Source organism: Micromonospora sp. NPDC005197, from assembly GCF_040608295.1.
GTDB lineage: Bacteria > Actinomycetota > Actinomycetes > Mycobacteriales > Micromonosporaceae > Micromonospora.
The window spans coordinates 1-22,972 of sequence record NZ_JBEXHY010000025.1 but is presented as its reverse complement, the minus strand read 5'-3'; the positions used below and the strand labels follow the sequence as shown (position 1 = coordinate 22,972).

The 22,972-nt window shown below is 72.4% G+C and carries 24 protein-coding genes and 1 tRNA gene; 8 read left to right on the top strand and 17 right to left on the bottom strand.

Annotated features, from left to right (window positions below):
* Positions 1 to 26 precede the first annotated feature (26 nt).
* The 4 genes from ABZU46_RS11895 to ABZU46_RS11880 are packed head-to-tail and all read right to left on the bottom strand — an operon-like array spanning position 27 to position 5,603.
* Positions 27 to 653, bottom strand: a complete 627-nt coding sequence (locus tag ABZU46_RS11895) for an FMN-binding protein (protein ID WP_354856597.1) — start codon at positions 651 to 653, stop codon at positions 27 to 29.
* Positions 654 to 664: 11 nt separating this feature from the next.
* A complete protein-coding gene (locus tag ABZU46_RS11890) occupies positions 665 to 2,086 on the bottom strand; it encodes a ferredoxin reductase family protein (RefSeq protein WP_354856595.1) in 1,422 nt (473 codons plus the stop codon).
* Positions 2,083 to 3,465 carry a DUF1501 domain-containing protein gene (locus ABZU46_RS11885; RefSeq protein ID WP_354856593.1) on the bottom strand — a complete coding sequence of 461 codons (1,383 nt, stop codon included), beginning with the start codon at positions 3,463 to 3,465 and terminating at the stop codon, positions 2,083 to 2,085. Before ABZU46_RS11885 ends, ABZU46_RS11890 begins: the two co-directional genes overlap by 4 nt.
* Before the next feature lie 8 nt (positions 3,466 to 3,473).
* Positions 3,474 to 5,603, bottom strand: a complete 2,130-nt coding sequence (locus tag ABZU46_RS11880) for a DUF1800 family protein (RefSeq protein WP_354856591.1) — start codon at positions 5,601 to 5,603, stop codon at positions 3,474 to 3,476.
* A gap of 427 nt (positions 5,604 to 6,030) precedes the next feature.
* Here ABZU46_RS11880 and ABZU46_RS11875 point away from each other — a divergent pair, with 427 nt between their 5' ends.
* Positions 6,031 to 6,288 carry a DUF3040 domain-containing protein gene (locus ABZU46_RS11875; protein ID WP_234586377.1) on the top strand — a complete coding sequence of 86 codons (258 nt, stop codon included), beginning with the start codon at positions 6,031 to 6,033 and terminating at the stop codon, positions 6,286 to 6,288.
* Positions 6,289 to 6,292: 4 nt separating this feature from the next.
* Here the strand turns inward: ABZU46_RS11875 and ABZU46_RS11870 are convergent, their stop codons facing one another.
* Together ABZU46_RS11870 and ABZU46_RS11865 are read right to left on the bottom strand one after the other, a co-directional pair.
* Positions 6,293 to 7,198, bottom strand: coding sequence for an SWIM zinc finger family protein (locus ABZU46_RS11870; protein ID WP_354856587.1), 906 nt, complete (start codon positions 7,196 to 7,198; stop codon positions 6,293 to 6,295).
* Positions 7,198 to 10,512: a DEAD/DEAH box helicase gene (locus ABZU46_RS11865; protein WP_354856584.1), complete on the bottom strand. Its 3,315-nt coding sequence runs from the start codon at positions 10,510 to 10,512 to the stop codon at positions 7,198 to 7,200. Before ABZU46_RS11865 ends, ABZU46_RS11870 begins: the two co-directional genes overlap by 1 nt.
* A gap of 150 nt (positions 10,513 to 10,662) precedes the next feature.
* Between ABZU46_RS11865 and ABZU46_RS11860 the strand changes: the two genes are divergently transcribed.
* Both ABZU46_RS11860 and ABZU46_RS11855 read left to right on the top strand, forming a co-directional pair.
* Complete coding sequence (locus ABZU46_RS11860; RefSeq protein ID WP_354856581.1) at positions 10,663 to 11,535, top strand: PfkB family carbohydrate kinase; 873 nt, start codon at positions 10,663 to 10,665, stop codon at positions 11,533 to 11,535.
* A 127-nt stretch (positions 11,536 to 11,662) separates the two neighbouring features.
* Complete coding sequence (locus ABZU46_RS11855) at positions 11,663 to 11,869, top strand: hypothetical protein (protein ID WP_354856579.1); 207 nt, start codon at positions 11,663 to 11,665, stop codon at positions 11,867 to 11,869.
* 6 nt (positions 11,870 to 11,875) lie between these two features.
* On the opposite strand, the gene ABZU46_RS11850 is transcribed toward ABZU46_RS11855, so the two are convergent.
* Both ABZU46_RS11850 and ABZU46_RS11845 read right to left on the bottom strand, forming a co-directional pair.
* The gene (locus tag ABZU46_RS11850; RefSeq protein WP_354856576.1) at positions 11,876 to 13,018 is read right to left on the bottom strand and encodes a polysaccharide pyruvyl transferase family protein; all 1,143 of its coding nucleotides are present in this window, start codon (positions 13,016 to 13,018) and stop codon (positions 11,876 to 11,878) included.
* Positions 13,019 to 13,097: 79 nt separating this feature from the next.
* Positions 13,098 to 13,421, bottom strand: a complete 324-nt coding sequence (locus tag ABZU46_RS11845; protein ID WP_354856683.1) for an N-acetyltransferase — start codon at positions 13,419 to 13,421, stop codon at positions 13,098 to 13,100.
* Positions 13,422 to 13,480: 59 nt separating this feature from the next.
* Between ABZU46_RS11845 and ABZU46_RS11840 the strand changes: the two genes are divergently transcribed.
* The gene (locus ABZU46_RS11840) at positions 13,481 to 14,413 is read left to right on the top strand and encodes a phosphotransferase (protein ID WP_354856574.1); all 933 of its coding nucleotides are present in this window, start codon (positions 13,481 to 13,483) and stop codon (positions 14,411 to 14,413) included.
* A 52-nt stretch (positions 14,414 to 14,465) separates the two neighbouring features.
* Here the strand turns inward: ABZU46_RS11840 and ABZU46_RS11835 are convergent, their stop codons facing one another.
* A complete protein-coding gene (locus ABZU46_RS11835) occupies positions 14,466 to 15,101 on the bottom strand; it encodes an HAD-IA family hydrolase (RefSeq protein WP_354856571.1) in 636 nt (211 codons plus the stop codon).
* A gap of 141 nt (positions 15,102 to 15,242) precedes the next feature.
* Here ABZU46_RS11835 and ABZU46_RS11830 point away from each other — a divergent pair, with 141 nt between their 5' ends.
* Entirely contained in the window at positions 15,243 to 15,332 is a 90-nt protein-coding gene (locus ABZU46_RS11830; protein WP_354856680.1) for an SDR family oxidoreductase, read from the top strand.
* Positions 15,333 to 15,351: 19 nt separating this feature from the next.
* On the opposite strand, the gene ABZU46_RS11825 is transcribed toward ABZU46_RS11830, so the two are convergent.
* A complete protein-coding gene (locus ABZU46_RS11825) occupies positions 15,352 to 15,900 on the bottom strand; it encodes a hypothetical protein (protein ID WP_354856569.1) in 549 nt (182 codons plus the stop codon).
* Positions 15,901 to 15,947: 47 nt separating this feature from the next.
* On the bottom strand, positions 15,948 to 16,499 hold the full coding sequence (locus ABZU46_RS11820) for a DinB family protein (protein ID WP_354856567.1): 552 nt from the start codon (positions 16,497 to 16,499) through the stop codon (positions 15,948 to 15,950).
* Positions 16,500 to 16,760: 261 nt separating this feature from the next.
* Between ABZU46_RS11820 and ABZU46_RS11815 the strand changes: the two genes are divergently transcribed.
* On the top strand, positions 16,761 to 17,630 hold the full coding sequence (locus ABZU46_RS11815) for a class I SAM-dependent methyltransferase (RefSeq protein WP_354856565.1): 870 nt from the start codon (positions 16,761 to 16,763) through the stop codon (positions 17,628 to 17,630).
* A 157-nt stretch (positions 17,631 to 17,787) separates the two neighbouring features.
* Entirely contained in the window at positions 17,788 to 19,233 is a 1,446-nt protein-coding gene (locus ABZU46_RS11810) for an RICIN domain-containing protein (RefSeq protein WP_354856564.1), read from the top strand.
* A gap of 171 nt (positions 19,234 to 19,404) precedes the next feature.
* Here the strand turns inward: ABZU46_RS11810 and ABZU46_RS11805 are convergent, their stop codons facing one another.
* Positions 19,405 to 19,578 carry a hypothetical protein gene (locus tag ABZU46_RS11805; protein ID WP_354856562.1) on the bottom strand — a complete coding sequence of 58 codons (174 nt, stop codon included), beginning with the start codon at positions 19,576 to 19,578 and terminating at the stop codon, positions 19,405 to 19,407.
* Positions 19,575 to 19,793 carry a flavin reductase gene (locus tag ABZU46_RS11800; RefSeq protein WP_354856560.1) on the bottom strand — a complete coding sequence of 73 codons (219 nt, stop codon included), beginning with the start codon at positions 19,791 to 19,793 and terminating at the stop codon, positions 19,575 to 19,577. The genes ABZU46_RS11805 and ABZU46_RS11800 overlap by 4 nt, the downstream gene beginning before the upstream one ends.
* 442 nt (positions 19,794 to 20,235) lie before the next feature.
* On the opposite strand from ABZU46_RS11800, the gene ABZU46_RS11795 reads away from it, so the two are divergent.
* Positions 20,236 to 20,451 carry a GntR family transcriptional regulator gene (locus tag ABZU46_RS11795; RefSeq protein WP_233578732.1) on the top strand — a complete coding sequence of 72 codons (216 nt, stop codon included), beginning with the start codon at positions 20,236 to 20,238 and terminating at the stop codon, positions 20,449 to 20,451.
* A 141-nt stretch (positions 20,452 to 20,592) separates the two neighbouring features.
* Here ABZU46_RS11795 and ABZU46_RS11790 read toward each other — a convergent pair.
* The 4 genes from ABZU46_RS11790 to ABZU46_RS11775 form a co-directional block, all read right to left on the bottom strand.
* Positions 20,593 to 20,664 (bottom strand) — tRNA-Val (locus ABZU46_RS11790).
* Positions 20,665 to 20,739: 75 nt separating this feature from the next.
* Positions 20,740 to 21,207 (bottom strand): peroxiredoxin, encoded by a 468-nt coding sequence (locus tag ABZU46_RS11785; protein ID WP_354856558.1) that lies wholly within the window; start codon positions 21,205 to 21,207, stop codon positions 20,740 to 20,742.
* 87 nt (positions 21,208 to 21,294) lie between these two features.
* Positions 21,295 to 21,732, bottom strand: coding sequence for a DUF3052 domain-containing protein (locus ABZU46_RS11780; RefSeq protein WP_030330240.1), 438 nt, complete (start codon positions 21,730 to 21,732; stop codon positions 21,295 to 21,297).
* Between the two features lie 112 nt (positions 21,733 to 21,844).
* Positions 21,845 to 22,972 (bottom strand): transketolase C-terminal domain-containing protein (locus ABZU46_RS11775; RefSeq protein ID WP_354856555.1); only part of this gene is annotated, 1,128 nt, incomplete at its 5' end.

Here is a 22,972-nt window from a genome sequence, read left to right as displayed (position 1 = left end):
CGGGTCGGATCATCGCGGCCGGCACGTCAGAATGCCTGCTCGATCGCGGCCCGCAGTGAGCTCTTGTAGGCGTTGCTGGTGGCGGTGGCGCCGGAGACGGTGTTCAGGTTGGCGCTCTGTTTCCGCACCACCTCACTGGGGGTGTTGGGAGCGCCGGTGCCGTTGTACGTGTCCCGCACGTCGCCGCTGTGGATGTCGGACTCGCCGCCGCTCGGCAACGCCAGGGTGGTGGCTTCGATGATCTTGCTGCCGGAGACCACGATCTGCACCTGCACGTACCCGTAGCCATTGGCCGTGTCCACCGGAGGGCCGGTGACCCGGCGGGTGGTCGACTGGGGCGCCTTGGTGGTGGTCTTCGGCGCCGAGGGCGCCTTCGCGGTGGTCTTCGTGCCCGACGGGCGGGCGGTGGTCTTGCTGGGCTTGGGCGACGTGGAGGGGCCGGCGGTCACCGACGGCTTCGGGCCCGCGCCAGCCGGGTCGGTCCCGGGCGCCTCGGGGTCGGCGCTCGGGTCGACGCCCGGCCCGGCGGGGTTGACCGGCTGCGCGGTCGGCAGGTTCTGGGCGACCTGGGTGGCGCCCGGCGAGCCCTTGAGCACCACCAGGGCGGTGGTGCTGGCGGCCAGACCGGTGATCGCGAACAACGCGCGACGCATGCGATGCCTTCCTACAGCTCGAAGGTGGCCAGGTGGATCTGCCGGCGGGGCACGCCGGCACGGCGCAGCGCGCGCACCGACTGCTCGACCAGCCCGGAGGGCCCGCAGAGGTAGACGTCGCGCCGGGCCACGTCGGGCACCAGTTGGCGCAGCCCGTCCGGGCTCATGAGCTGGCGGGGGCCGGGGTCGTCGCGGGAGCCGATGACGTACCAGATGGAGGTGTCGCGTTCCTGGGCCAGCCAGTCCAGTTCCCGGCTGAGCAGCACGTCGGCCGGCGTACGGGCCCGGTAGATCAGGGCTGCGCCCGGCGGCAGCTCTTCCAGCATGGCCCGGATGGGCGTGATGCCGCTGCCACCGGCGATCAGCAGCGCCCGCTCGCGCACCCGGTGCGCGGCGGTGAAGGTGCCCGACGGGCCGTGGGCCCAGACCCGGGTTCCCGGGTCCAGGTCGCGCAGGTCGGCGGTGTGCCGGCCGACGACCTTGACGGTGAGCCGCAGCCAGCGGCCGTTGGCGGCGGCCGAGACGGAGAACGGGTGCGACTGCCACCAGCAGCCGGGGGTGAGGAAGCGCCAGCGGAAGTACTGCCCGCCGAGCATCTCCAGGCGGCCCAGCCGCTCCCCGGTGAGGTAGATGGAGATGGTGTCCGGGCTCTCCGCGACCACGTCGGCCACCCGCAGCCGGTAACGCAGGTTGAACGCCAGTGGCGCGATCACCCGACCCCAGAGCAGGGCGGCGACCACCAGCAGGTACAGGGCGATCCAGCCGGTCCGCACCGGGCCCGGCTTGTAGAGCTGCGCGCCGTGGGTGAACTGGTGCCCGTAGCCGAGCAGCAGCACCAGATAGCTCGACCGGTGCAGCAGGTGCCACGCCTCGTAGGGCAGCGCCCGGCGGATCGCCCGGACGCTGCTGAAGCCGACCACCAGCATGATGCCGGTGGCGACGAAGGCCGAGAGCATGTCCTCGTAGCCGCCGAGCAGCGTGCCCACCTCGGCGAGGACCGAGTGGTTTCGCAGGTCGGCGTACCCGACGAGGATCAGCGACAGGTGCGACAGCACGGCGACCAGCAGCGTCGCGCCGATGTCGCGGTGCCAGCGGCCGAGCTGCTCGCCGCCGATCCACCGCTCCAGCACCGGCAGCCGGCTCATCATGAGCACCTGCGCCAGGAGCAGGTAGCCGGCGATCAGGCCGGTGATCCGGCCGGCCGCGGTGACGGTGGCCGCGGTGGTCCGCAGCGAACCGGCGGGGGTGCCCAGCCACCAGGGCAGCACGCTGGCGAGCAGCCCGACCAGGAGCAGCGCGGCCAGCAGCCGCCGGCCGGCGGGTCCGCGCCGGGCCGGGATCTGCGGGGGTACGGGTTCCGCCGACCGGCCGCCGTGCCAGGACGAGGTCGTCCCGGTGCGGCGGCCGGCGGCGTGGGTGTGCGAATGCGTCACGCGTACAGCTTCATCGGTGCGTACTTCATGCGGGGGAACACCTTCTGCACCTCGGCGTTGGTGAGCCCGAAGCGGCCCTGCGCCAGGGAGCCGTACACGTTGAACATGTTGTTGTATTCCGGCACGTCACCGGAGTCCAGCTTGTCCAGGCCGTTCCAGGTGCCGAGCAGCGATCCGGCCAGCTTCTTGCCGGACAGGACGGTGACCACGCCGCCGTGGCCGTGGTCGGTGCCGCCGGTGTTCGAGCTGACCCGGCGGCCGAACTCGCTGGACACCATGATCGTGACGTCGGCGGCCTGCGGGCCGAGGTCGGTGAAGAACGCCGCCATCGCGCTGGCCAGCTCGTTCAGCCGGCGGTGCAGCTGGCCGCCCTCGCGGGTGCCCTGGTTCTCGTGGGTGTCGTAGCCGCCCATGCCGACGGTCGCGACCCGGACGTTGGCACCACCCTTGATCAGCTGCGCGAGCTGCTGGAACGCGTTGCCGACGCCCTCGTACTTGACGCCCGCGGCGGGCTGGTACGGCTTGGCGGCGAGCTTCTGCGCCGTGGCCAGCGCGCCCATGCCCTCCTGCACGGCCTCCTCGACCGGGTGGTTGATCCCGGTGAAGAGCCCCTTGATGGCCTTCTCGGTGGCGGCCCGGAACTTGTCGTCGCCGTTGAGCCGCAGCGAGCCGACGCTGTTGAGCGAGAGCGCGCCGTTGTTGCCGACCAGCGAGCGGGGCAGCGTGCTGCCGATGCCGACGCTACGGAACGCGGTGCCCTTGCCCAGGTGGTCGACCAGGCCGTCGAGCCAGCCCCGGCCGCCGGTCTCGTTGGGCAGGCCGCCCAGGTTGCAGGCGTCCGCGGCCTGGAAGTGGCTGCGGGACAGCCGCTCGTCGGAGACCGCCGGGATGAAGCCCAGCTGACCGGCCTTGAGGTACTGCTCCAGCGGCTTGAACGCGCTGGTCAGCTTGAAGCCGCGGCTCAGGGCCAGCGAGTCGTCGCCGAGCAGCAGGTCGGGCCGGGCCTTGGCGAGTACCGGGTCGTTGTCCGGCGCGACCAGGCTCAGCCCGTCCAGGCCGCCGTAGAGGAAGACGTGGATCAGCGTGCCGGTCTTGGTCGCCGCGAACGACGCCGAGGTGGTGACGAACTGCGCGGTGGCCAGGGCGGTGGCGGTGGCCGCCGCACCGGCGACGAACGTCCGTCGGGTGACGCCGCGCCCGTCCTGCTGGGCCTCCTCCAGGTCCTCCAGCGTGCGGTAGCGGTCGGCCTCGGCCGCGTTCTCGGCGGCGACCAGGTCGGCCTCCGCGCGCAACAGAGCCTCGGCCGGGTTGTCGGCCAGTCGCCGCAGGTCCGGGCATTCGGGGTGCAGGGGGAAAGAGTTGTACACAGTCTTCTCCATCGGGTGCCTCACCGGAGGTGGTGCTGGGGGGACGCGAGGATCGCCCGCGCGACGGCGGTGATGGCCCCGTTGAACGTGGCATCGACCTTGGCGGTCGCCGGCACGCCGGCCACGCCGAGGATCAGGTTCTTCTCCCGGGTGCTCAGCTTCTGGTTGACCAGTCGCATCGAGAGCGCGTCCACGTACGCCCCGGCGGTGGCCGGCGGCTTGGCGACCAGCTTCTCCGGCGCCGTGTACGTGAAGGCGGTGCGGTAGCCCGCCACGATCTCGCCGGCCTCGTTCCAGCCGTTGACCATCGTGCCGGCCGAGGTCCACGCGACGTAGACGTCGGGGTAGCCGTCCGGGGTGGGCTGACCCATCGGGTACTGGCCCAGCTCACGCAGCTTGTCCTGGATCTGCCGCAGGCCCCGGGCGAACGGGGTGCGCTTGTTGTCGCCGTTGTCGTTCTTCGCCGACGCCTCCGGCGCGACGCCCAGGGTGCGGTACGTGGCGACCAGGTACTCCATCGGCCGGCGCACCTTCTGACCCACCGCCGCCCAGAACTCCGACGAGCTGAACAGCGTCATCAGCACCGGCTTGATCATGCCGTTGTTGCTGGTGTACGACTTGGCCAGCCGGTCCACGAGGGACTTCGGCGGGGTGTCCGAGACGAACCGGGTCGCGAGGCTCTGCGCCACGTACTTCGCGGTCGAGGGGTGCAGCGCGATGTAGGTGATGTACTTGTCGATCGCCGCGTCCACGGCGGCGATCTCCTTGGCCGTCGGGTTGTTGACGTCCTTGATGCTGAACGTGTTGGCGTGGGTGAAGCCGAGGATCTTCACCTTGCCCATGTAGTGCTGGTTGACGCGCAGGACGTACTGGCCCTTGTCGTCGACGCCACGGCCGGTCTGCAGCATGGCGGCCTGCCGGACGTCGCCCTCCTTGTAGCCGCCGTCGACGCCGACCGAGTAGAGCTCCAGGTTCTCCCGGGCGAGGTTCTCGTTGATGGCGTCCTTGCGGGAGTCCTTCTGGTTCAGGTAGATCAGCAGCGCGGGGTGCTTGTTCGCCGCGACCAGCATCTCGGGGTAGCTGCCCAGCGCGTGCTTGCGTACCACGTCCTTGTCGAACGACGTGCGGTACACCTCGCCGCCGTCGAAGTCGGCGGCGACGTGCAGGAAGTCGTTCCAGAAGTCGACCATGACCTCGAACAGCTGGCGCTTCGACCAGATCTGGCGGGCCAGGGTGGCGTCGACCACCTCACGCTCCGGCTGGGCGCCCTGCTCGTTGAGCTTGTCGCGCTGGGTCCGCAGCTGCTCCACCGAGAGCGTCTGGGTGGGCAGCTCGGCGAGCTTCAGCTCGGCCTTGCTCGGCTCGATCTTGTCCGGGTCGAGCTGCCCGCGGATCCACGCGTCGATGCCCTGGCGCTTGATGTCGGCGACCACGGCGGGCGTCGCGCCGAAGGTGGCCCGCCGGGCCAGGTGCAGGATCGGGTCCTTGGCGAGCACGGTCTTGACGGTCACCGTGGTCTCCGCGGCGGCCGCCGCCGGGCCGGAGAAGGTCCGGCCACCGGTCGGCGCGTTCTTCTTCAGCGCCTCGCCGGCCCGGGAGCCCATGTAGCTCTCGTTCTGCTCGGTGTAGGTACGCACCGTGCTGGGCTGCTGGCCGCTGGGACGCGCCGCGGTCCCGTCGGTCACCGTGTTGCCCGTCGCGTCGCCCGCGGCCGCCTCGTCACCGAAGAGGCTGCGGAACTGCGGCGTCATGGCGAGCGCCGCGCCACCGGCCACGACGGCGGCGGTGCCACCGAGCGCGACAATGGCCTTGCGCCGGCCGACCTTGCGGCCCGGCTCGTCGTCATCGTCCAGGGTGGGCAGTCCAGCACCGGCCGGACGCGCCGGGGCCGGACGACCCAGACCTTCCGGGCCGACCCACTGCGGCCCACGCGGGGCGGGGGCGGGTTGTCCGGCGTGCGCGTACCCGTCGCCGTACTGCTCGCGCGGGTCCCCCTGCGCCGGGTAGCCGCCCTGGTAGGGGTGGGGCGAGTCGTATCCGTACGACGCGGACGCGGTGGGGTCGCCGTAACTGTCCGAGGTGTGGTGCTGGCGTCCGTCCCAGCCGCGGTCGTCCCGCGGTCGACGTGGTGGCACATTCTGGTCGGCCATGTACCAATCCCGATTTCTGATGAGCGCCGGAAGCTGCGACCGAGCAGGTGCGGCAGGTGCGGCGACTGTTGCCTGAGGGGGTTGCTACGGCAAGGTAACCAAGCGCTCAGGTGCCTTCAAGGTGAGCCGAACGCGCCGGTGAGGGCACTTAAGACAGCCCTCACCACCGCGTTCGTGGCAGGCCGGGGACGCGGGCCGGGCTCCGACCTTCCCAGCAGGGCGGACGTGCGGCAGCCGGGTACGGATCGGACCTGGCCGCCGTACGCGACACGTTCCGCGTCGTTCACCACCACAGGCAAACTTAAGGCTCGGCTAAGCCGGACGTGAAGTGTCCTCACGCTGGGAAAAGGAGGAGCGGGCGAGCGTGAGCCGCCGCCGCAGCGGGTATGCCGCCGAACCGCTGAACGCGTGAGGGGAAGGCAGCGCCATGCTCAGCAAAGAGGATCAGCGCAGGTTCGACCAGATCACCCGTCAGCTCCGGGAGAGTGACCCGGCCTTCTTCGCCCGGCTGGACCACCGGGTCCGAGCCCGCAGGGGCCGCTACCTGATGTTGTTGACCATCGTGCTGTGGGCGTCGCTCCCGGCGATGGCCGTGTTCGCCGGCCGGCTGGCCGGCGCGATCTGCGCGGTGGTGCTGGTGGCCAACGCGGCGATCATGTGGCGGTTCCGCCGCCGCTGGACGTGAGGGCTCACCCCGGGCCGAACGCCCGGTACGCACGACGCAGCCGCTCCAGCAGGCCCGGCCCTCCGATGGCCGGCGCCGGCGGGCCGAGCTGGCGCAGCAGGAGATCCGGCCCGGTCGCCAGTCGGGGTGGCCGGTCGGGCAGCGGCACCGGCGACGCCCAGAAGCGGTCCACCGCCTCCGCGAGGGGGGTGGTCGCCAGCCCGGCGAGCGCCCGGGCCGCACCGACCGGCGGCAGCGCGTCCACCGCGGACGAACTGACGTCCGAAGTGGACACGGGGGCGGCAGCCGGCGCGGGCGACACCGCCGTGCCGGTGGCCTCGGCCCGGCGGGCGCGCAACCGGTCGAGCAGGTCCGCGCGCGAGCGGCCACGCCAGTGCAGCAGCTCGAACGGGTCCGCGTCGAACGCCTCGGCGAGCAGATAGAACGTGGCCGCGAGGTGCTTGCACGGCACCGCGAAGTCGGGGCAGTTGCAGCGTTGGGTCAGCTCGTCCACGGCGGCCGGGAAGAGCGGGGCGCCCGCCGCCACGAACAGCTCCTCCAGCTCGTCGGGCAGGTCCCCGGCGAGCAGGCGGGCGCTGAAGAACGCCTGCCCGGCCAACTCGTCCTCGATCCGGGTCCAGAGCGCGGCCGGGAACGTCGCCAGCGCGATGGAGACCTCGTACGGGCGGGGCCGGGAACCCTGCACCTGGGCGGTGACCCGGCCCGGCGCGATGTCGAGCCGGAGCACCTGACCGGCCCGCGCGTACGACCGGCCACGGGTCAGCCGGGTGCCGAGCGCGAACGACTCCAGCACCTCCAGGAAGCGCCGGGACCACCAGGACCGCCCGATCGCGCCTCGGGCGCTGCGCGCCCGCAGCCCACCGTCGACCCGTCGGGGACGGCCGTAGTCGGCGAACCGGTCCGTGCTCATCACTCCACCACCGCCCCGGCCTCCAGGGCGAACAGCTCCCGCAGCTGACCCGTGGACAGCTCGGTGATCCACTGTTCGCCGGTGCCCACCACCCGCTCGGCGAGGGCGCGCTTGTCGGCGATCATCGCGGCGACCTTCTCCTCCACGGTGCCGGCGCAGACGAACTTGCGGACCTGCACCCGCCGGCGCTGCCCGATCCGGAACGCCCGGTCGGTGGCCTGGTCCTCGACCGCCGGGTTCCACCACCGGTCCACGTGCACCACGTGGTTGGCGGCGGTCAGGGTGAGCCCGGTGCCACCGGCCTTGAGGGACAGGACGAACAGCGGCGGGCCGTCGGCCGACTGGAAGCGCTGCACCAGGGCGTCCCGCTCGGCCTTGCCGAGCCCACCGTGCAGGAACAGCACCTCGCGGCCGAAGCGCGCCGACAGGTGACCGCGCAACATCGCGCCGAACTCCGCGTACTGGGTGAACAGCAGCGCCCGCTCCCCCGCCGCCAGCACCTCCTCCAGGATCTCGGTCAGCCGGGCCAGCTTGCCGGAGCGGCCCTCCAGCGCCGAGCCGTCGCGCAGCAGCTGGGCGGGGTGGTTGCAGACCTGCTTGAGCCGCGTCATGGTGGCCAGCACCAGCCCGCGTCGCTCGATGCCGTCGCTGGTCTCGATCCGGGCCAGCATGTCGTCGACCACCACCCGGTACAGGGCGGCCTGCTCGGCCGTGAGGTTGCAGAGCACCTCCATCTCCAGCTTCTCCGGCAGGTCGGAGATGATCGACGAGTCGGTCTTGAGCCGACGCAGCACGAACGGGCCGGTGATCCGGCGCAGCCGCTCGGCGGCCTCGACGTCGCCGTGGCGCTCGATCGGCTCGGCGAACCGCTTGCGGAACGTCGCGGCCGGGCCGAGCAGCCCCGGATTGGCGAACTGCATGATCGACCAGAGATCGGCGAGCCGGTTCTCCACCGGCGTACCGGTCACCGCCACCCGCTGCCGGGCCGGCAGCGCGCGGACCGCCTCGGCCTGCCGGGTCGACGCGTTCTTGATCGCCTGCGCCTCGTCCACCACCACCCGGTGCCAGTCGATGCCGGCCAGGTCGACGGCGTCGCGCGCGGCCACCGAGTAGGTGGTGAGGACCAGGTCCGCGCCGTGCACGGCAGTCGTGAACTCCGCCCCCCGCGCCCGCTCCGCCCCATGGTGTACGTGCACCCGCAGCGTCGGCGTGAACCGGGCCGCCTCCCGCTGCCAGTTGCCGACCAGCGACATCGGACAGACCAGCAGGGTCGGTCCGGCCTCCGGCGGGTCCCCGGCGAGCAGCGCCAGCAACTGCACGGTCTTGCCCAGCCCCATGTCGTCGGCGAGCACCCCGCCCAGGCCGAGTGACCGCAGGAACGCCAGCCAGGCCAGTCCCCGCCGCTGGTACGGCCGCAGCGTGCCCTGGAAACCCGGCGGCGGGTCGAGCGGGGTGAGCCGGCGCTCGACCGCGCCGGCGAGCAGGTCGCCCAGCGCCCCGTCGGCGGTCACCTCCAGCACCGGCAGCGCCTCGGTGTCGTCGCCGTCGGCGAGCCCGAGGCGCAACAGGTCGGCGACGGTCAGCTCGCCGGCCGAGCGCAGCAGACGCAGACCGGCCGCGAGCCGACCCGGGTCCAGCTCCACCCATCGGCCGCGCAGCCGTACCAGCGGGGTCTTCAGCTCGGCCAGCGCCGCCAGCTCGTCGGCCGACAGCGGCTGGTCGCCGAGCGCGACCTCCCAGCGGTAGTCGACGAGCGCGTCCAACCCGACGCCGGCCTCGGTGCTGGCCACCGTGCCGGGCGCGGTCCGGCTGCGGGCGCGCAGCCGAGCGCCGAGCCGCGCCGACGGACGCCGCCACCAGGAGGGCAGCAGCACCCCGAAGCCGGCGGCGTGCAGCACCGGGGCGCCCTCGCTGAGGAACCGGTGGGCGCCCTCGACGTCCAACTCCATCGCCTCGGGCGCGGCGGTGCGCAGCGCGGCGTCCAGGTCGGGCCAGAGCCGGCTGGCCCGGCCCAGCTCCGCGAGCAGGGTCTCCTGCGGGCTGGCCGTACGGTCGGCGAGACCGTCGAGCGGGTGCGCCCGCCAGACCTCCCCGGCGTCGATGTGCAGCCCCGGCTCATCGGCCGCCTGCAACCCGAACTCCAGCCGCCACCGCGCCGCCGGGGAGTCCTCGCCGCCTGTCGGGCCACCCTCGGCCAGCTCACCGCCGCCCGTGCGAACAGACGCGGGCGGCGCGTCGCCCGGCAGCGGGCGGGTGGCCAGGATCGGCTCGGTGACCTCGTCGGGGGCCGGCTCCACCAGGCGGAAGCTGGCCCGGACGGCGCCGCCGGCCGCGTCGCGCTGCCAGTCGTCGAGTTCGGCGCGCAGGATGTCCAGTGCGGCCCGGTCGACGGTGAAGTCGCGGCGGGGGCCGGCGAGCGCGGCCAACCAGGCCGGCGCGGGCCCGCCAGGGCGTACTCCTCGGGCCAGCGTGGTGGTCACGAGGGCCGCTCGGGCGGCGGCGTCGGTGAGCGCGTCGAGCGCGTCCGCCACCAGCTCGGCGGCCGGCACCGCAGCAGCGGTAGCGGCAACGGCCGACGGCGCGGTGGCAGCCCCAGCGGGGACGACGACCGGGACGGGGGCGGCGGCGCGGGCTGCGGGCGGCAGCGCCAGTGCCAGCGAGCGCGCCCAGGCGGCGTCGGTGCCGGTCAGCAGCGGACGCCAGACGGCCCGCGCAGCCACCTGGGCTGCCCGGTCTGCCACCAGCCCGGTCACGTCGACATCGGCCGACCCGGCCTGCGACGCCACGCCGGCATCCGGCGAGCCGACAGGGGCATCGACCGAGCCGGCCGTGGGGATCGGCGTGCTGACGCCGGGCAGGACCCGGCCCCGGGCCACGAGGTCGGCGGCGAAGTCGGCCAGCTCGGCGAGGTGGCGCAGGGTCGCCCCGGGCACCGCCGGGAGGTCGTCCAGGGCGCGCAGCAGTGCGAGGGCGTCGTCTGGGGCGTACACCAGGACGGGCACCCGCCACGCGGCGAGGGTGAGCTGGCCGCGGGCCGGGGGTGCGACGGTGGTCCGGATCAGCTCGGGTGAGTCGGTCGGCGCGCCCGCTCGGGTGGGCAGGGTGAGCAGCGCGGTGGCCGGGCGGGCCGGCTCGGCGGCGTCGGCGAGAGCCGCGACCAGGTCCGCGTGCCCGGCGGCGAAGGGATGCGGGCGCTCCCGGGGCGGCCTGCCGGGGCGGACCGGAGCCGGCGGCGCGGCGCTGTCCTCGGCCCAGACCGCGAGGCCAGCGGTCGAGTCGTCGCCGGGCAGCCACAGCCCATGGATGACCAGCACCTACTCCCCCTCCGCCGCCCGCGCCCAGGATAGGCGGCCCGGGGCGACGAGCGTCAGCGCCCACCGCACGACACCCGCCGCCGACGGGTTGATCGACTCCAGGTCGGGGGTGTGGGGGTGTCCACGCCGGGCTGGGCTAGCGTCGGCACCATGGTCGATCTCCTGGTTGTCGGCGGGCTCGGGGTGGATGTGCGGGTTCGGGTGCCCGCGCTGCCGCTGCCGGCCGCCGACTCGCACACCGTCGAACCGATCGAGCTGCGGATCGGCAACACCGGCGCCGGGGTGGCGCTGGCCGGCCGGGCGCTCGGGCTGCGGGTACGGGTGGTCGACACGCTCGGCGCGGACCCGGCCGGCGATCTGGTCCGGGCGGCGCTGACCCGGGCCGCGGTGCCGGCGGTGCTGGCGCAGGACAGCGGCGGGACGCGACGGTCGGTGAACCTGGTGGACCCGGGCGGCCGGCGCACCTCGCTGTACGACCCGCGCCCGTGGCGGGGCGACCCGCCGTTCGCGCCCGCGGAGGTGGCCGAGCTGGTCGCGGACGCCCGGCACGTACACCTTTCGATCATGGACTGGGTGGTGCCGTTGCTGCCCGCCGTGCGGGCCGCGCTCCCGGCGGGCGTGTCGCTCTCCACCGACCTGCACGACTGGGACGGCACGAACCCCTACCACCGGCCGTTCGCCGAGGTCGCCGACCTGGTCCTGGTCAGCGGGGTGCGGCTGGGCGAGCGGGCCGCGGCGCTCGCCGGCACGCTGGCGCCCCGGACCGTGGTGGTGACCCGGGGCGCGGACGGCGCCGAGCTGTACCCGGGCGACGGCACGCGGGTGCCGGTGCCGCCCGCCGCCGCGCCGGGGCCGGTGGTGGACAGCAACGGGGCCGGCGACGCGTTCGCGGCCGGGCTGATCGCCGGGCGGCTGCGGGGCGAGCCCCTGACCGAGGCGGCCCGGTACGCGGCACGGGTCGCCGCGGCGGCCTGCGCCCACGACGGCATGGAGTATCCGCCGGGCCTGTTACCCGCCGGATGACGACGGGCGGCCGGGCTCAGAGCGGCCGATGGTCCGCTCCGTCATTCGCCGACCGTAACCACGTCGGGCCCCTCGCGCTGCCCCGTATCCCGCTGCGAGGCGCCCTCGTGACGGGCAGGATGGGCGCATGGCTTCATCCGTGCAGATCCTCCTCGTCGGCGGCGCGGCGGACGGGCAGACCGTGACCGTCGAACTGGACACCAACGGCCGGCCGCCGCTCACCCACCACCACATCGGGTCCGGTGGGCTGGCGGAGGCGCAGATCTACGAGTTGGAGTCCGCCCGCGAGGAAGGCCGCGAGTGGCGCTACCGGTGGACCGGTCCGGCGGTGTGACGCGGGTCAGACTCGGGTGAGGGCCTGAGCGCGCAGTCTGTCCAGCACGCCACGGGTGACTTCCGAGGTGCCCCGCGCCTGCTCGCAGACCTCCGCGACCCGACGGGCCGTGGCCTCGGCGCGTTCCTCGCGTTCGTCCCAGAGCCGGTCGACCTCGGCCAGCAGCGGCCCCTCCACCTCCCGCTCCACGCCCCGCAGCGCCGGCACACCGAGCCGCTGGGCCAGGTCGAAGACCTTGCCGGCGTACGGCAGCGGCAGGAACGGCGTGCCCACCATCGCCGCGAAGATCAGGAAGTGCAGACGCATGCCGACGGCCAGGTCGAAGTGGCGCATCAGCCCGAGCACCTGCTCCGGTGAGTAGGTGCCGTGCAGGATCCGCCCCCGCTCGGCGGCGACCATGTGCGACAACACCCCGTGCGAGTGCCGGATGTCGTCGCGTTCCATCGGCACGAACAGCACGTACGCGTCGATGCGGTGCACCAGGAAGTCACCGATCTGGGCCAGCAGCCGGTGGTAACCGTCGACGTCGAGGCGTTCGGCGGCCCGTCCCGGCTCCCGCACGCTGATCCCGACCAGCCTCTTACCGGCCGGCACCCCCTCCTCGCTGAGCAGGTGCACCGGAAAGTCGGCCGGCTGCAACAGAAACGCCGGGTCGGCGGTGACCGTGATCGGGTTGAGCAGTCCCGCCTCTTCCAGGACCATCCGGGACTCCTGGTCGCGGACGGTCACCTGGGTCGCGCTGGCGAGCGTCTCCCGGACCATGCCGGTGTCGACCGCGTCGCTGAGCGGCCCGACCCCCACCGCGTACGTGATGAGGGGCAGGCCCCGTTCCTGGGCGACCCGCACGACCCGCAGATAGCGGCGGGCCTCCCGGTCGTAGAGGATCCCGCCGCCGCCCAGGATGAGCAGGTCGAGTTGAGCCAGTACCAACGCCGAGTCGGTACGGCTGACGCCTTCCCAGGGCACCGCCTCGACGTCCGGGTGGGCGGCGCGGGTGTGTTCCGGGTTGCGGGAGAAGACGATGATCCGGGCGTTCGGTTCCTGCATGCGTAGATCGAGGAGGAGACCGGTGAGGATCGCCTCATCGCCGAGGTTCCGGCCACCGTACGAGCCGAGCACACCGATGGTCAGTCCGGCGCCATGCGTCATCCGTCGCTCCTCCCCAGGTGCGGTCCGCAGCGGTTTCCCGCTGGTCGGACGAACAGTCCTGAACCGGGGCCGGGGTGGCTCAGCCCGCCGGGTCGATGCGCTTGGCCATCTGCTGCGCGGTGACCTCGAAGCCCAGGCTCCGGTAGAGCCCGATCGCCACGGTGTTCGTTCCGAAGACGTTCAACCCCAGCTCGGGCACCCCGAGTCCGGCCAGTTCGGCCTCGATGAGCTGGATCATCCGCCGCGCGTGGCCACGCCCCCGGTGCGCCGGATGTACCTCGATGTTCTGAATCCAGGCCCGCGTCGGGCCGGGTGCCGCAGAACCACGCAGACGCCGCCACCGTGATACCCGCGACGGGGCCGCGACCCGGGCCGATCTCCCGGAGAGGCCCGGCAACCACATGATCATCGAGCCCGGGAAATGGGTTGTTCGTCGGGGCGGGGCCGGCGCACCGTGGCGGGATGCAGGGGACAGCGACGCGGATCGGCTGGGGTGATCTGCCGGCGGCGGTCCGATCCGCGGTGGAGGGCATCATCGGTGATCGGGTGGTCGAGGCGGTGTCCCAGTCGGGTGGCTTCTCGCCGGGCACCGCCGACCGGGTCCGCACCGCGACCGGCCGGCGGGCTTTCGTGAAGGCGGTCAGCCCGGCACAGAATCCGGACAGCCCGGTCATGCACCGCGCCGAGGCCCGTACCGCCGGCGCGCTACCGCCGACAGCGCCGACACCCCGCCTGCTGGGCTGCCACGACGACGGCGAGTGGGTGGCACTGGTCTTCTCCGACGTGGACGGACGACACCCGACAACCCCGTGGCGGGCCGACGAGCTGACCCGCGTGCTGGACGCCCTGGAGGCGATGGCCGTCGCGCTCACCCCGAACCCCGTCGCGCACGTGCCGGCCGCCGCCGAGCTGCTGGCCGGGGACTTCGCCGGCTGGCACCGGATCGCCGCCGACCCGCCGCCACGACTCGATCCGTGGGTTCGGGCCCACCTGGACGACCTGCGGCACGCCGCCGACGAGGGCGTCGCCGCGCTGAGCGGGGACACGCTCTGCCACCTGGACGTGCGGGCCGACAACCTGCTGCTCGACGCGGCCGGCACGGTGACCGTCGTCGACTGGCCGTGGGCCTGCCGGGGGCCGGCCTGGCTGGACACCGCCTTGCTGCTGGTGAACGTCCGGCTCTACGGCGGGCACGACACCGAGGCGATGCTGCGCCGGCTGCCGCTCACCGCCGGTGTCGACCCGGCCGCGCTCACCGGGGTGTACGCCGGACTGGCCGGCTTCTTCGCCGACAGCGCCCGCCGTCCGCCGCCGCCCGGCATCCCCACCGTACGGGCGTTCCAGCAGGCGCAGGCCGACGCCCTGCTCCCCTGGCTGGCCGAGCGGCTCGCCTGATGCGACCCGTTGGCGCTGTCGCGCTGCCGGGTGCCGTACTGCGGTGCTGGGGTCAGCGTGCCGTGGGCACCGATGCGAACCCGTACGCCAGCTGCGTCAGGTCGACCAGCCGCAGGTCGCCGTCGAGTCCCTTGAGCGCGGCGGTCATCGCGCCCGCCGCGCGCCCGGCCTGCAACCCGACCTCGGCGTCCTCGACGACCAGGCAGCGCGCCGGTGGCACGTCGAGCAGCGCGGCGGCCCGCAGGTAGCCCTCCGGGGCCGGCTTGCCCGCGCGCACGTCCTCGACGGTGACCAGCACGGGCGCGGTGATGCCGGCGGCACCGAGCCGGGCCTCGGCCAGCCGGACGTCGGCGCTGGTCACCACCGCCCAGGGCAACCCCAACCGGGCCAACGTCGACAGCAGCTCGAGGGCGCCCGGGGTGGCGGTCACGTCGGACAGGTCGTCGTACTGCAACGCCAACTGCCGTGCCGCCGCCACGGCGACCGCTGCCTCGTCGAGCGAGGGAAGGAGCCGGCGGATCGTCTGATCGGCGGGCCTGCCGTGCGCGATCGCGAGCGCCGCCGCCGGCTCGACGGCGTACTCGGACGCCCAGCGCTCCCACGCCCGCTCGACGGCGGCGTCGGAGTCGACCAGGGTGCCGTCCATGTCGAACAGCACCGCGTCGACGTCTGCCAGCTCCACGATCATGCCCCCCCGTACGCTCCGTCACGAGGATAGGGCGTCCCTGGCCGGCGGCGGGAAACGGACCCGGCGCTGGGAACGAGTGGTCCGATGGCCGCCAGACTCGAAGACGAGCCGTCGACATGATCGTTTGCATGACCCGCCGACATCGCGGCGACCGTCGCGCACCTGGCCAGCCCCGAGGCGGGCTACGTGACCGGGGCGGTGGTCAACGTCGACGGGGGTTTCACCAGCTGAGATACCCCACCCAGCTGCGTCACTCCTCCCGGCCCAACACGGAACGCACGACGTCGACGAACGCGACGCGCCGATTGGTCCGTACCTCGATGGCCGCGAGCCAGCGCTCCCGGTGCCGGTCGCGAAGCGGCACCGCCGCGTCGCCCGGCTCGTCGGCGAGCCGGCGCTGCTCGGCGTACTCCGTCGTGAGGCTGGCCAGCACCGACCGGCCCGCCGCCGCGACGTCCGCCGGGCCTTCCAACAACACCAGGTTGTACGCCTCGTCCACGGCGCGCATCGCCGCGTACGTCTCGTCGTAGCCGGGCGTGGCCCCGTCCACGCCCGGCTCGACCCACCGGCGGTCCAGCCGCCGGTACGCCGCGTCGCAGGCGCTGAGGAACCCGACGTACGCGTCGCGCCGCAGCTCGTCACGCCGGGTCGCCCATCGGTCGGCGCTCTCCTGCCCGGCGACGGTGAGCTGGTGGGCGAGTTGCCGGCGGGTGCTGAACGCGCCGACCAGCCCGGTCAGGGCCGCGGCGGCCAACGTGGACAGTGAGGTGATCAGCGCGACGGCGACGGTGTCCTGCACGCGCCCATTCTGGCGGTGCCCCGCGGCCCTGTCGCAGTGGGCCACGTTCAGCGGGGCGGGTCCTCGCCGGTGAGCCCGTCCACCGACTCCCGGATCAGGTCCGCGTGCCCGACGTGCCGCGCGTACTCCTCGATGAGGTCGACCAGGACCCGGCGCAGGCTCGGCACCCGACCGTCGGGCCACTCGCCCCGGGCGAGCTGTTCCGGGCCGCCGTCGGCCAGCAACTCGGTGACCGTGGCCCGGGAGCGCGCCACGGCCTCCCGCCACAGCGTGTAGAGCTGCTCGGGGGTGTCCTCGGCGGCCGAGCGCCACTCCCAGCCGGGGTTGGCGTCCCAGTCGACGGTGTCCCACGGTGGCCCGGGTGAACGTCCGGCCAGCTTGAGCGAGAAGTAGAGGTCCTCGACCAGCGCCAGGTGCTTGAGCAGCCCACCCAGGGTGATCGACGACGGGCCGAGCGTCGCCCGCAGGCCAGCCGCGTCGAGACCACCGGTCTTCCAGGCCAGGGTGGCGCGCTGGCGGTCCAGGGAGCCCAGCAGTGTGGCGGTCTCGTCGCCCGCGACGGGCGGTTCGGGGTGACCGTGCTCGTCCGCGTTGGTCATGCGTGTCGCCTCGACTCAGCGCCGGGTGCGGTTGCGGCGTACGGCCCAGACTCCACCGGCGATCGCCACCACCGTCGGCAGCAGACAACAGATGCTGAGGACCGCGAGGTGCCACGGTTTGATCGCGCCCATAGCCGCGAAGGCTATCCGGTGCGGTCAAGTGACGGTCGTGGAGACTGAGACCAACGGGCCGACCGGCTTCGTGCGACGGTAGCGTCGGCACCCAGAGCCGATGCCGCGACACGGACAGGAGCGCGAGCTATGCCGACGACGCCATCCGCGAGCCGTACGGCGGTGCTCGTCTGCCAGGGCCGCGCGGCGGCGGACGGCCTGATCGCTCCCGGCCGTTTCGCGGACCCGACGGCCATGCGCCTGCTCCGCGCCGACGAGCGGGAGCCCGTCGATTGGGTACGCGGCGCTTCCGCGCCCAAGCCGTGGCGGCAACGGGTCGACTACGAGACCGTACGGGCCTGCGCCGAGATGATGGTGCCCCGCACGGTGGCGATCGACGACGCCGTACGTGACCATCGCAGCTCGCAGGTGGTGATCCTGGGGGCAGGGCTGGACGGTCGCGCCTGGCGGATGCCGGAACTCGCCGACAAGACGGTCTTCGAGGTCGACCAGCCGAGCAGCCAGCGCGACAAACGCGAACGCGCCGAGGGCCTGCCCGGCACTTCACCGACGTTCGTGCCGGTGGACTTCGGCCGCGACCGCCTCGCCGAGGCGTTGGCAGCCGCCGGGCATCGCCCCGGCGAGCCGACGACGTGGATCTGGGAGGGGGTCGTGCCGTACCTGACGGCTGCCGAGGTGTCCACGACGGTTGCCGCGATCGCCGCGTGCTCTGCGCCGACGAGCCGCCTCATCGTCAACTTCCAGCTCCCCGGGAAATCCCTGACGCTGGGCCGGCTCGTCGCACGGCTGCTGATGGCGTCCACCGGCCGGCGGAGTGTCTGGGCTACCGAGCCGTGGCGCTCGACCTGGACGCCCGCCGCCATGGCCGCCCTGCTCGCCCGACACGGCTTCACCGTCACCGGCGACCACGACCTGCTCGACACGGCGCGGGCACTCGCCCTGCCGATCCGCCGTGCGTCACTCGCCCACAGTCGGGTGATGGTCGCGGATCGCGCCTGACCCCGGTGGGACTCACTGGCTCCCACAACGGCACCAGCCGGCGGATGAGGTAGTCGACGACGACAGATGTACATTCATGAATGGATTGGTTCGGACGGTGGCGCCGTCGTCCGCAGTCGGCGGCGGGTCGCCGCCCGCCCACGGAAGGACGAACGTAGTGAGACGCAACAGACGGCTTGTATCCCTGATGGCGGCGCTCACCCTGGTCGGAACGGCGATCGTGGCGGTAACCACCATGGCCGCCGCCCCGGCCCAGGCCGCGCCGGTCACGATCTCCAACGGCACACAGTTCACCGACACCGCCGGCAACGTGCTGCACGCGCACGGCGGTGGGGTACTCAAGGTCGGCGACTACTACTACTGGTTCGGTGAGAACCGCAACGCCAACAACACGTTCCGGGCCGTCTCCGTCTACCGCTCCACCAACCTGCGCGACTGGGAGTTCCGCAACAACGTGCTGACCCAGTCGTCGGCGGCGGAACTGCAGTCGGCCAACATCGAGCGGCCGAAGGTCATCTACAACGCCAGCACCAACCGGTACGTGATGTGGATGCACAAGGAGAACGGCAGCGACTACGGCGAGGCCAGGGCCGCCGTCGCCTCCTCGGCCACCGTGGACGGCACCTACACGTACCACGGCAGCTTCCGGCCGCTGGGAAACATGTCGCGAGACATCACGCTCTACAACGACGGCGGTACCGCCTACATGGCCTCCGCCGGCGACGAGAACCGCGACCTGCTCATCTATCGCCTCACCGCCGACTATCTCTCCGTGGCCACGCTGGTCGGCAACTTCTGGAACGACGGCAACCGTGAGGCACCGGCTCTGTTCAAGCGCGGTGGCACGTACTTCCTGCTCACCTCGGGCCTGACCGGTTGGAGCCCGAACCAGGCCAGGTACGCCACGGCGTCCAGCATTTCCGGCCCGTGGACCGGCATGACCAACGTCGGGGACTCGACCACTTTCCGCTCCCAGTCGGCCTTCGTGCTCCCCATCCAGGGCACGTCGTCGACGAGCTACCTCTACCTCGGCGACCGCTGGGCCGGCGCCTGGGGCGGGCCGGTCAACGACTCCCAGTACGTGTGGTTGCCGATCGCCTTCCCTTCGGCCACGACCATGAGCCTGACCTGGTATCCCACCATCACCATCGACACCGCCGCGGGCACCGTCACCGGGGAGGCACCGCTCTACTACCGCATCACCAACCGCAACAGCGGCAAGGTGGTCGACGTGCTGGACCAGGCCGTCACCGACAACGCCGAAGCCAAACAGTGGTCCTGGAACGGCGGTGCGAACCAGAAGTGGGAGTTCCGCGACGCCGGTAGCGGCTACTTCCGGATCGTCAACCAGAACAGCGGCAAATGCCTCGACGTCGCCGACGCCTCCACCGCCAACAACGCCAACGTCATCCAGTACAGCTGCGGCGGGGGCAGCAACCAGCAGTGGCAGTGGGTCGCCACCGGCAACTACTACCAGCTGCGCGCCCGACACAGCGGCAAGTGCCTGGACGTGGTGAGCAGCGGCACCGCAGACGGCACCGACATCACTCAGTACACCTGCGGAACTGGCACCAACCAGCAGTGGACCCGCACCCAGTCCTGACATCGCCGTTCACGTCGAGACGGCCTTGACGTACCTACGGACGCTGCGGAAACAGACTGAGTCGGCTCCCGTGTCACGGCAGGGCCGGCCCAGGACTCCCGCTATGAACCTCGGCAGACAACGGGGATCGGGGGCGCGGTTCGGCTGGCCGGTTGCTGTACTTCGCTGCCGTCAGACGAGGCGCTGAATGCGGACCTTCGGGCGCTCGTTCCTGAGGTGGCCCTGCTTGTGTTGGTGGACCTGCTCATCCCAGACTTCCTGGTCGTAGTCCGGGTTCGGTGGGATCCACTTGTGCGAGCCGTCGCTGTAGTGGAACTTCTCGTCGCCAGGCCGCAGGATGCTCATCGCGTCCAGCCGAGGAAGCGGTAGTGCAGGTGACTGGCGGGAACGTGGACCAGGTCCTGCGCGGCGTCGACGAGATGGGCGGCCAGGTAGAGGGCCAGCGACACTCGGGCTCGGTCGTATTCGGCCCGCAGCTCTCGGCGCCGGGTCTCGCATGGCCACTCCCCCGCACAGGCGCCGCACGTCCAGGCCGGCTTGGTCGGGTGGTGAGTGGTCACTGCGGGCCATCCTGGCTGGGCCAGTGGCCGCGGTTGATCGGAATGCGGTGGCGGCTTCGACATGGCAGCTCGCCTCCGCAGCGGCAGATGCGCCGCCAATGCCGCCAGGACCAGACGGGCCGGTGACGGCGAGCCAAAGTCAGCGCCACCGCCAAGACGTACTCGTCGTACGAGACTCGCTTCACCAGCTCGCCACTCCCGCTCGCGCCGTGGTCTGCCGTGCTGCCCAAGCCAAAGGACACACTGCCGCCTCCTCGTGCCGCAGCAATCTGGAGGCGTGGATGCCCGAGGCGGGGGGACGCGCCGGACATCCACGCCGGCGAGGACGGCCCACAGCGCCAACCGAGGGAATCGACCTCCTCGGCAACCCCCCACAGGTACCGTTGGGTAGTCAAGGGCTGACGTAGGTGGTCTACTCGTGTTGCCAACCGAGGAGAACCACGTGCCACCGCGTTACCGCTACGAACAGATCGCCGACGACCTCGCCGAACGCATCGCGTCAGGCGAGTTCCAGCCGGGCTCCAAACTGCCCAGTCGGCGAGAGTTGATCGAGCACTACGGGGTTACTGAGCCGGTGATCGACCGCGCCATGCAGGTGTTGCGGATCAAAGGTATGACCGAGACCCTGCCCGGCGTGGGAGTCTTCGTCGCGGAGTAGCCGGGCCGCTGGCCACGGGATGGCTGCTGCCAACCTTGACGCGATGCGTCAGGCGTTCGACGGACGGCTCTCGTAGACCTCGCTGCTGTCACCGCCCCGGGAACTGATCTTCTCGGGGCGGTTTCCGCTGGTGGCGAAGGGTGGGCGCGGCAGGTTTCGAACCTGCGACCCCCCGCTTGTAAGGCGGGTGCTCTCCCACTGAGCTACGCGCCCGGATCGCCCGTGTGCGGCGGGCCGGTGGCTGGCAAGCCTACCTGCTCGCCGCCGGCCCGGCCGCACGGCGTACCCCTATCCGGCGGTCGCGTCGGCGATGGCCTTGCGCCAGCCCTGCTGGTCGCGGGCCTCGCCCGGGCCGTTCATCTCGGCGAAGCGGACCACGCCGGCCTTGTCGATGACGAAGGTGCCCCGGTTGGCGAAGCCGGCCACCTCGTTGAAGACCCCGTACGCCTGGGCGACGGCGCCGTGCGGCCAGAAGTCGGCAAGCATCGGGAACTGGTAGCCCTCCCGGTCGGCCCAGATCTTGTGGCTGTAGGCCGAGTCGACGCTGACCGTCAGCACCTGGACGTCGTCGTTCACGTACTCGTCGAGGTTGTCCCGCACCTCGGCCAGCTCGCCCTGGCAGGTGCCGGTGAACGCCAGCGGGTAGAAAACCAGCAGCACGGTGCGCCGGCCCCGGAAGTCCGACAGGCGGACCTCCTGGTTGTTCTGGTCCTTCAGCACGAAGTCCGGCGCCTCGGCGCCAACCTCGATCGGCATGAGCACTCCTCGGGGTCGAGTCGGGGGACGACGCCAGCCTGCCACACCCGGCGGTGCGGACCGCCGGGCGCGAGAAAGCGATGACGGCTACTTCTTGGCCTTGGCCCCACGGCGCAGCACCAGGCGGGCGCCGCTCCAGTCCCGGCCGGCGTTGACGGTCGAGGTCTGCTGGAGGCCGGCGGTGGGCGCGGACTCCGCGACCTCACTCGGCTCAACGTGCCCCTCGCGCCCCGCCTTCGGGGTGAGCAGCCACACGACCCCGTTGTCGGCCAGCGGGCCGAGGGCGTCGACGAGCAGCTCGAAGAGGTCACCGTCGCCGTCGCGGTACCACACCAGCACCGCGTCGACCACCTCGTCGGTGTCCTCGTCGACCAGATCTCCACAGCGGTCGGTCAGGGCGTCGCGGAGATCCTGGTCGACGTCGTCGTCGTACCCCATCTCCATGACGACCATCCCCGGTTCGATGCCGAACCGGTCCGCCAGGCTGCGTACCCCGTCGGCGGCCTGACCAGCGGTCGCGCTCACTGTCGCGTGCCTCCTCATTTCGTCCCTGCTCGCGGCGTCGGACCGACGCCGTCAGGCAAAGTCCACACAGTTGTGCCTCTGCGCGCAAGTGGCGCACCGGGTGGAACGGAATTTACCGTGCCAGCAGCGTACGGGCACCGTCGGTAATGGCTTCCGGGGAGACCAGAACATGACGGGCTGCCGGACCCAATGGTACAAAAGAGTCAACTCCGGCCACCCGCCGCGCGGCACCCACGTATCCGGCGTCGACCAGCGCGGCGATCACCCCCTCGCCGACCCCGCCGGAGCGGCGTGTCTCGTCCACCACCAGCACCCGGCCGGTCGCCGAGGACTCCCGGATGATGTCGGCCACCGGCAGGGGCGCCAGCCAGCGCAGATCCACCACGCGGGTGCCCACCCCCTCCTCGGCGAGGACGGCCGCGGCCCGCAGTGACATCCGTACCCCGTTACCGAAGGTGATGATGGTCAGGTCGTCGGCCGAGCCGACCCGGTAGACCCGGGCCCGGCCGACCGGCACATGCCCGGCCACCCACGAGCCGGGCTCCGGATAGCCGGCCAGCCACTCCCCGTCACCCTCGGCGTACAGGTCGCGGGTGTGGTAGAGCGCGATGGGCTCCAGGAACACGCAGACGCTGCCGTCCACCGCCGCGCTCGCCAGGCAGGTCCGCAGCATGGGCGCGGCGTCGTCCGGCCGCGCCGGCACCGCGATCACCAGACCCGGCACATCCCGGAGTACGGCCACCGAGTTGTCGTTGTGGAAGTGCCCGCCGAACCCCTCCTGGTACGCCAGCCCGGCCACCCGCACGACCATCGGGTTGCGGAAGGCGCCCCGCGAGAAGAACTGCATGGTCGCGGCCTCGCCGCGCAGTTGGTCCTCGGCGTTGTGCAGGTACGCCAGGTACTGGATCTCCGGCACCGGCAGCATCCCGGCCAGCCCGGCGCCGAGGCCCAGCCCGAGCACCGACGTCTCGTCGAGCAGGGTGTCGAAGACCCGGGCCGCGCCGAACCGGTCCCGCAGGCCCTTCGTCACGCCGTACACGCCACCCTTGGCGGCCACGTCCTCGCCGAAGACGGCCATCTGGGGGTGGTCGAGCAGCCCGTCGGCGAGCGCCGCGTTGATGCTCTGCGCCAGGGTGAGCGGGCCGGCCAGCTCCGGCGGTTTGCCCCCGAACGCCTCCTCCCGCGCCGCCGAGCCCGGCCCGCTGGCCCGTGCCGCCGCGTCGGCCACCGCCCGCGCCAC

Bases quoted from the DNA above. Each gene is read 5' to 3' on its own strand.
- ABZU46_RS11895 (WP_354856597.1), bottom strand. From the start codon at position 653: ATGCGTCGCGCGTTGTTCGCGATCACCGGTCTGGCCGCCAGCACCACC.
- ABZU46_RS11885 (WP_354856593.1), bottom strand. From the start codon at position 3,465: ATGGAGAAGACTGTGTACAACTCTTTCCCCCTGCACCCCGAATGCCCG.
- ABZU46_RS11880 (WP_354856591.1), bottom strand. From the start codon at position 5,603: ATGGCCGACCAGAATGTGCCACCACGTCGACCGCGGGACGACCGCGGC.
- ABZU46_RS11875 (WP_234586377.1), top strand. From the start codon at position 6,031: ATGCTCAGCAAAGAGGATCAGCGCAGGTTCGACCAGATCACCCGTCAG.
- ABZU46_RS11870 (WP_354856587.1), bottom strand. From the start codon at position 7,198: ATGAGCACGGACCGGTTCGCCGACTACGGCCGTCCCCGACGGGTCGAC.
- ABZU46_RS11860 (WP_354856581.1), top strand. From the start codon at position 10,663: ATGGTCGATCTCCTGGTTGTCGGCGGGCTCGGGGTGGATGTGCGGGTT.
- ABZU46_RS11855 (WP_354856579.1), top strand. From the start codon at position 11,663: ATGGCTTCATCCGTGCAGATCCTCCTCGTCGGCGGCGCGGCGGACGGG.
- ABZU46_RS11850 (WP_354856576.1), bottom strand. From the start codon at position 13,018: ATGACGCATGGCGCCGGACTGACCATCGGTGTGCTCGGCTCGTACGGT.
- ABZU46_RS11845 (WP_354856683.1), bottom strand. From the start codon at position 13,421: ATGTGGTTGCCGGGCCTCTCCGGGAGATCGGCCCGGGTCGCGGCCCCG.
- ABZU46_RS11840 (WP_354856574.1), top strand. From the start codon at position 13,481: ATGCAGGGGACAGCGACGCGGATCGGCTGGGGTGATCTGCCGGCGGCG.
- ABZU46_RS11835 (WP_354856571.1), bottom strand. From the start codon at position 15,101: ATGATCGTGGAGCTGGCAGACGTCGACGCGGTGCTGTTCGACATGGAC.
- ABZU46_RS11820 (WP_354856567.1), bottom strand. From the start codon at position 16,499: ATGACCAACGCGGACGAGCACGGTCACCCCGAACCGCCCGTCGCGGGC.
- ABZU46_RS11815 (WP_354856565.1), top strand. From the start codon at position 16,761: ATGCCGACGACGCCATCCGCGAGCCGTACGGCGGTGCTCGTCTGCCAG.
- ABZU46_RS11805 (WP_354856562.1), bottom strand. From the start codon at position 19,578: ATGAGCATCCTGCGGCCTGGCGACGAGAAGTTCCACTACAGCGACGGC.
- ABZU46_RS11785 (WP_354856558.1), bottom strand. From the start codon at position 21,207: ATGCCGATCGAGGTTGGCGCCGAGGCGCCGGACTTCGTGCTGAAGGAC.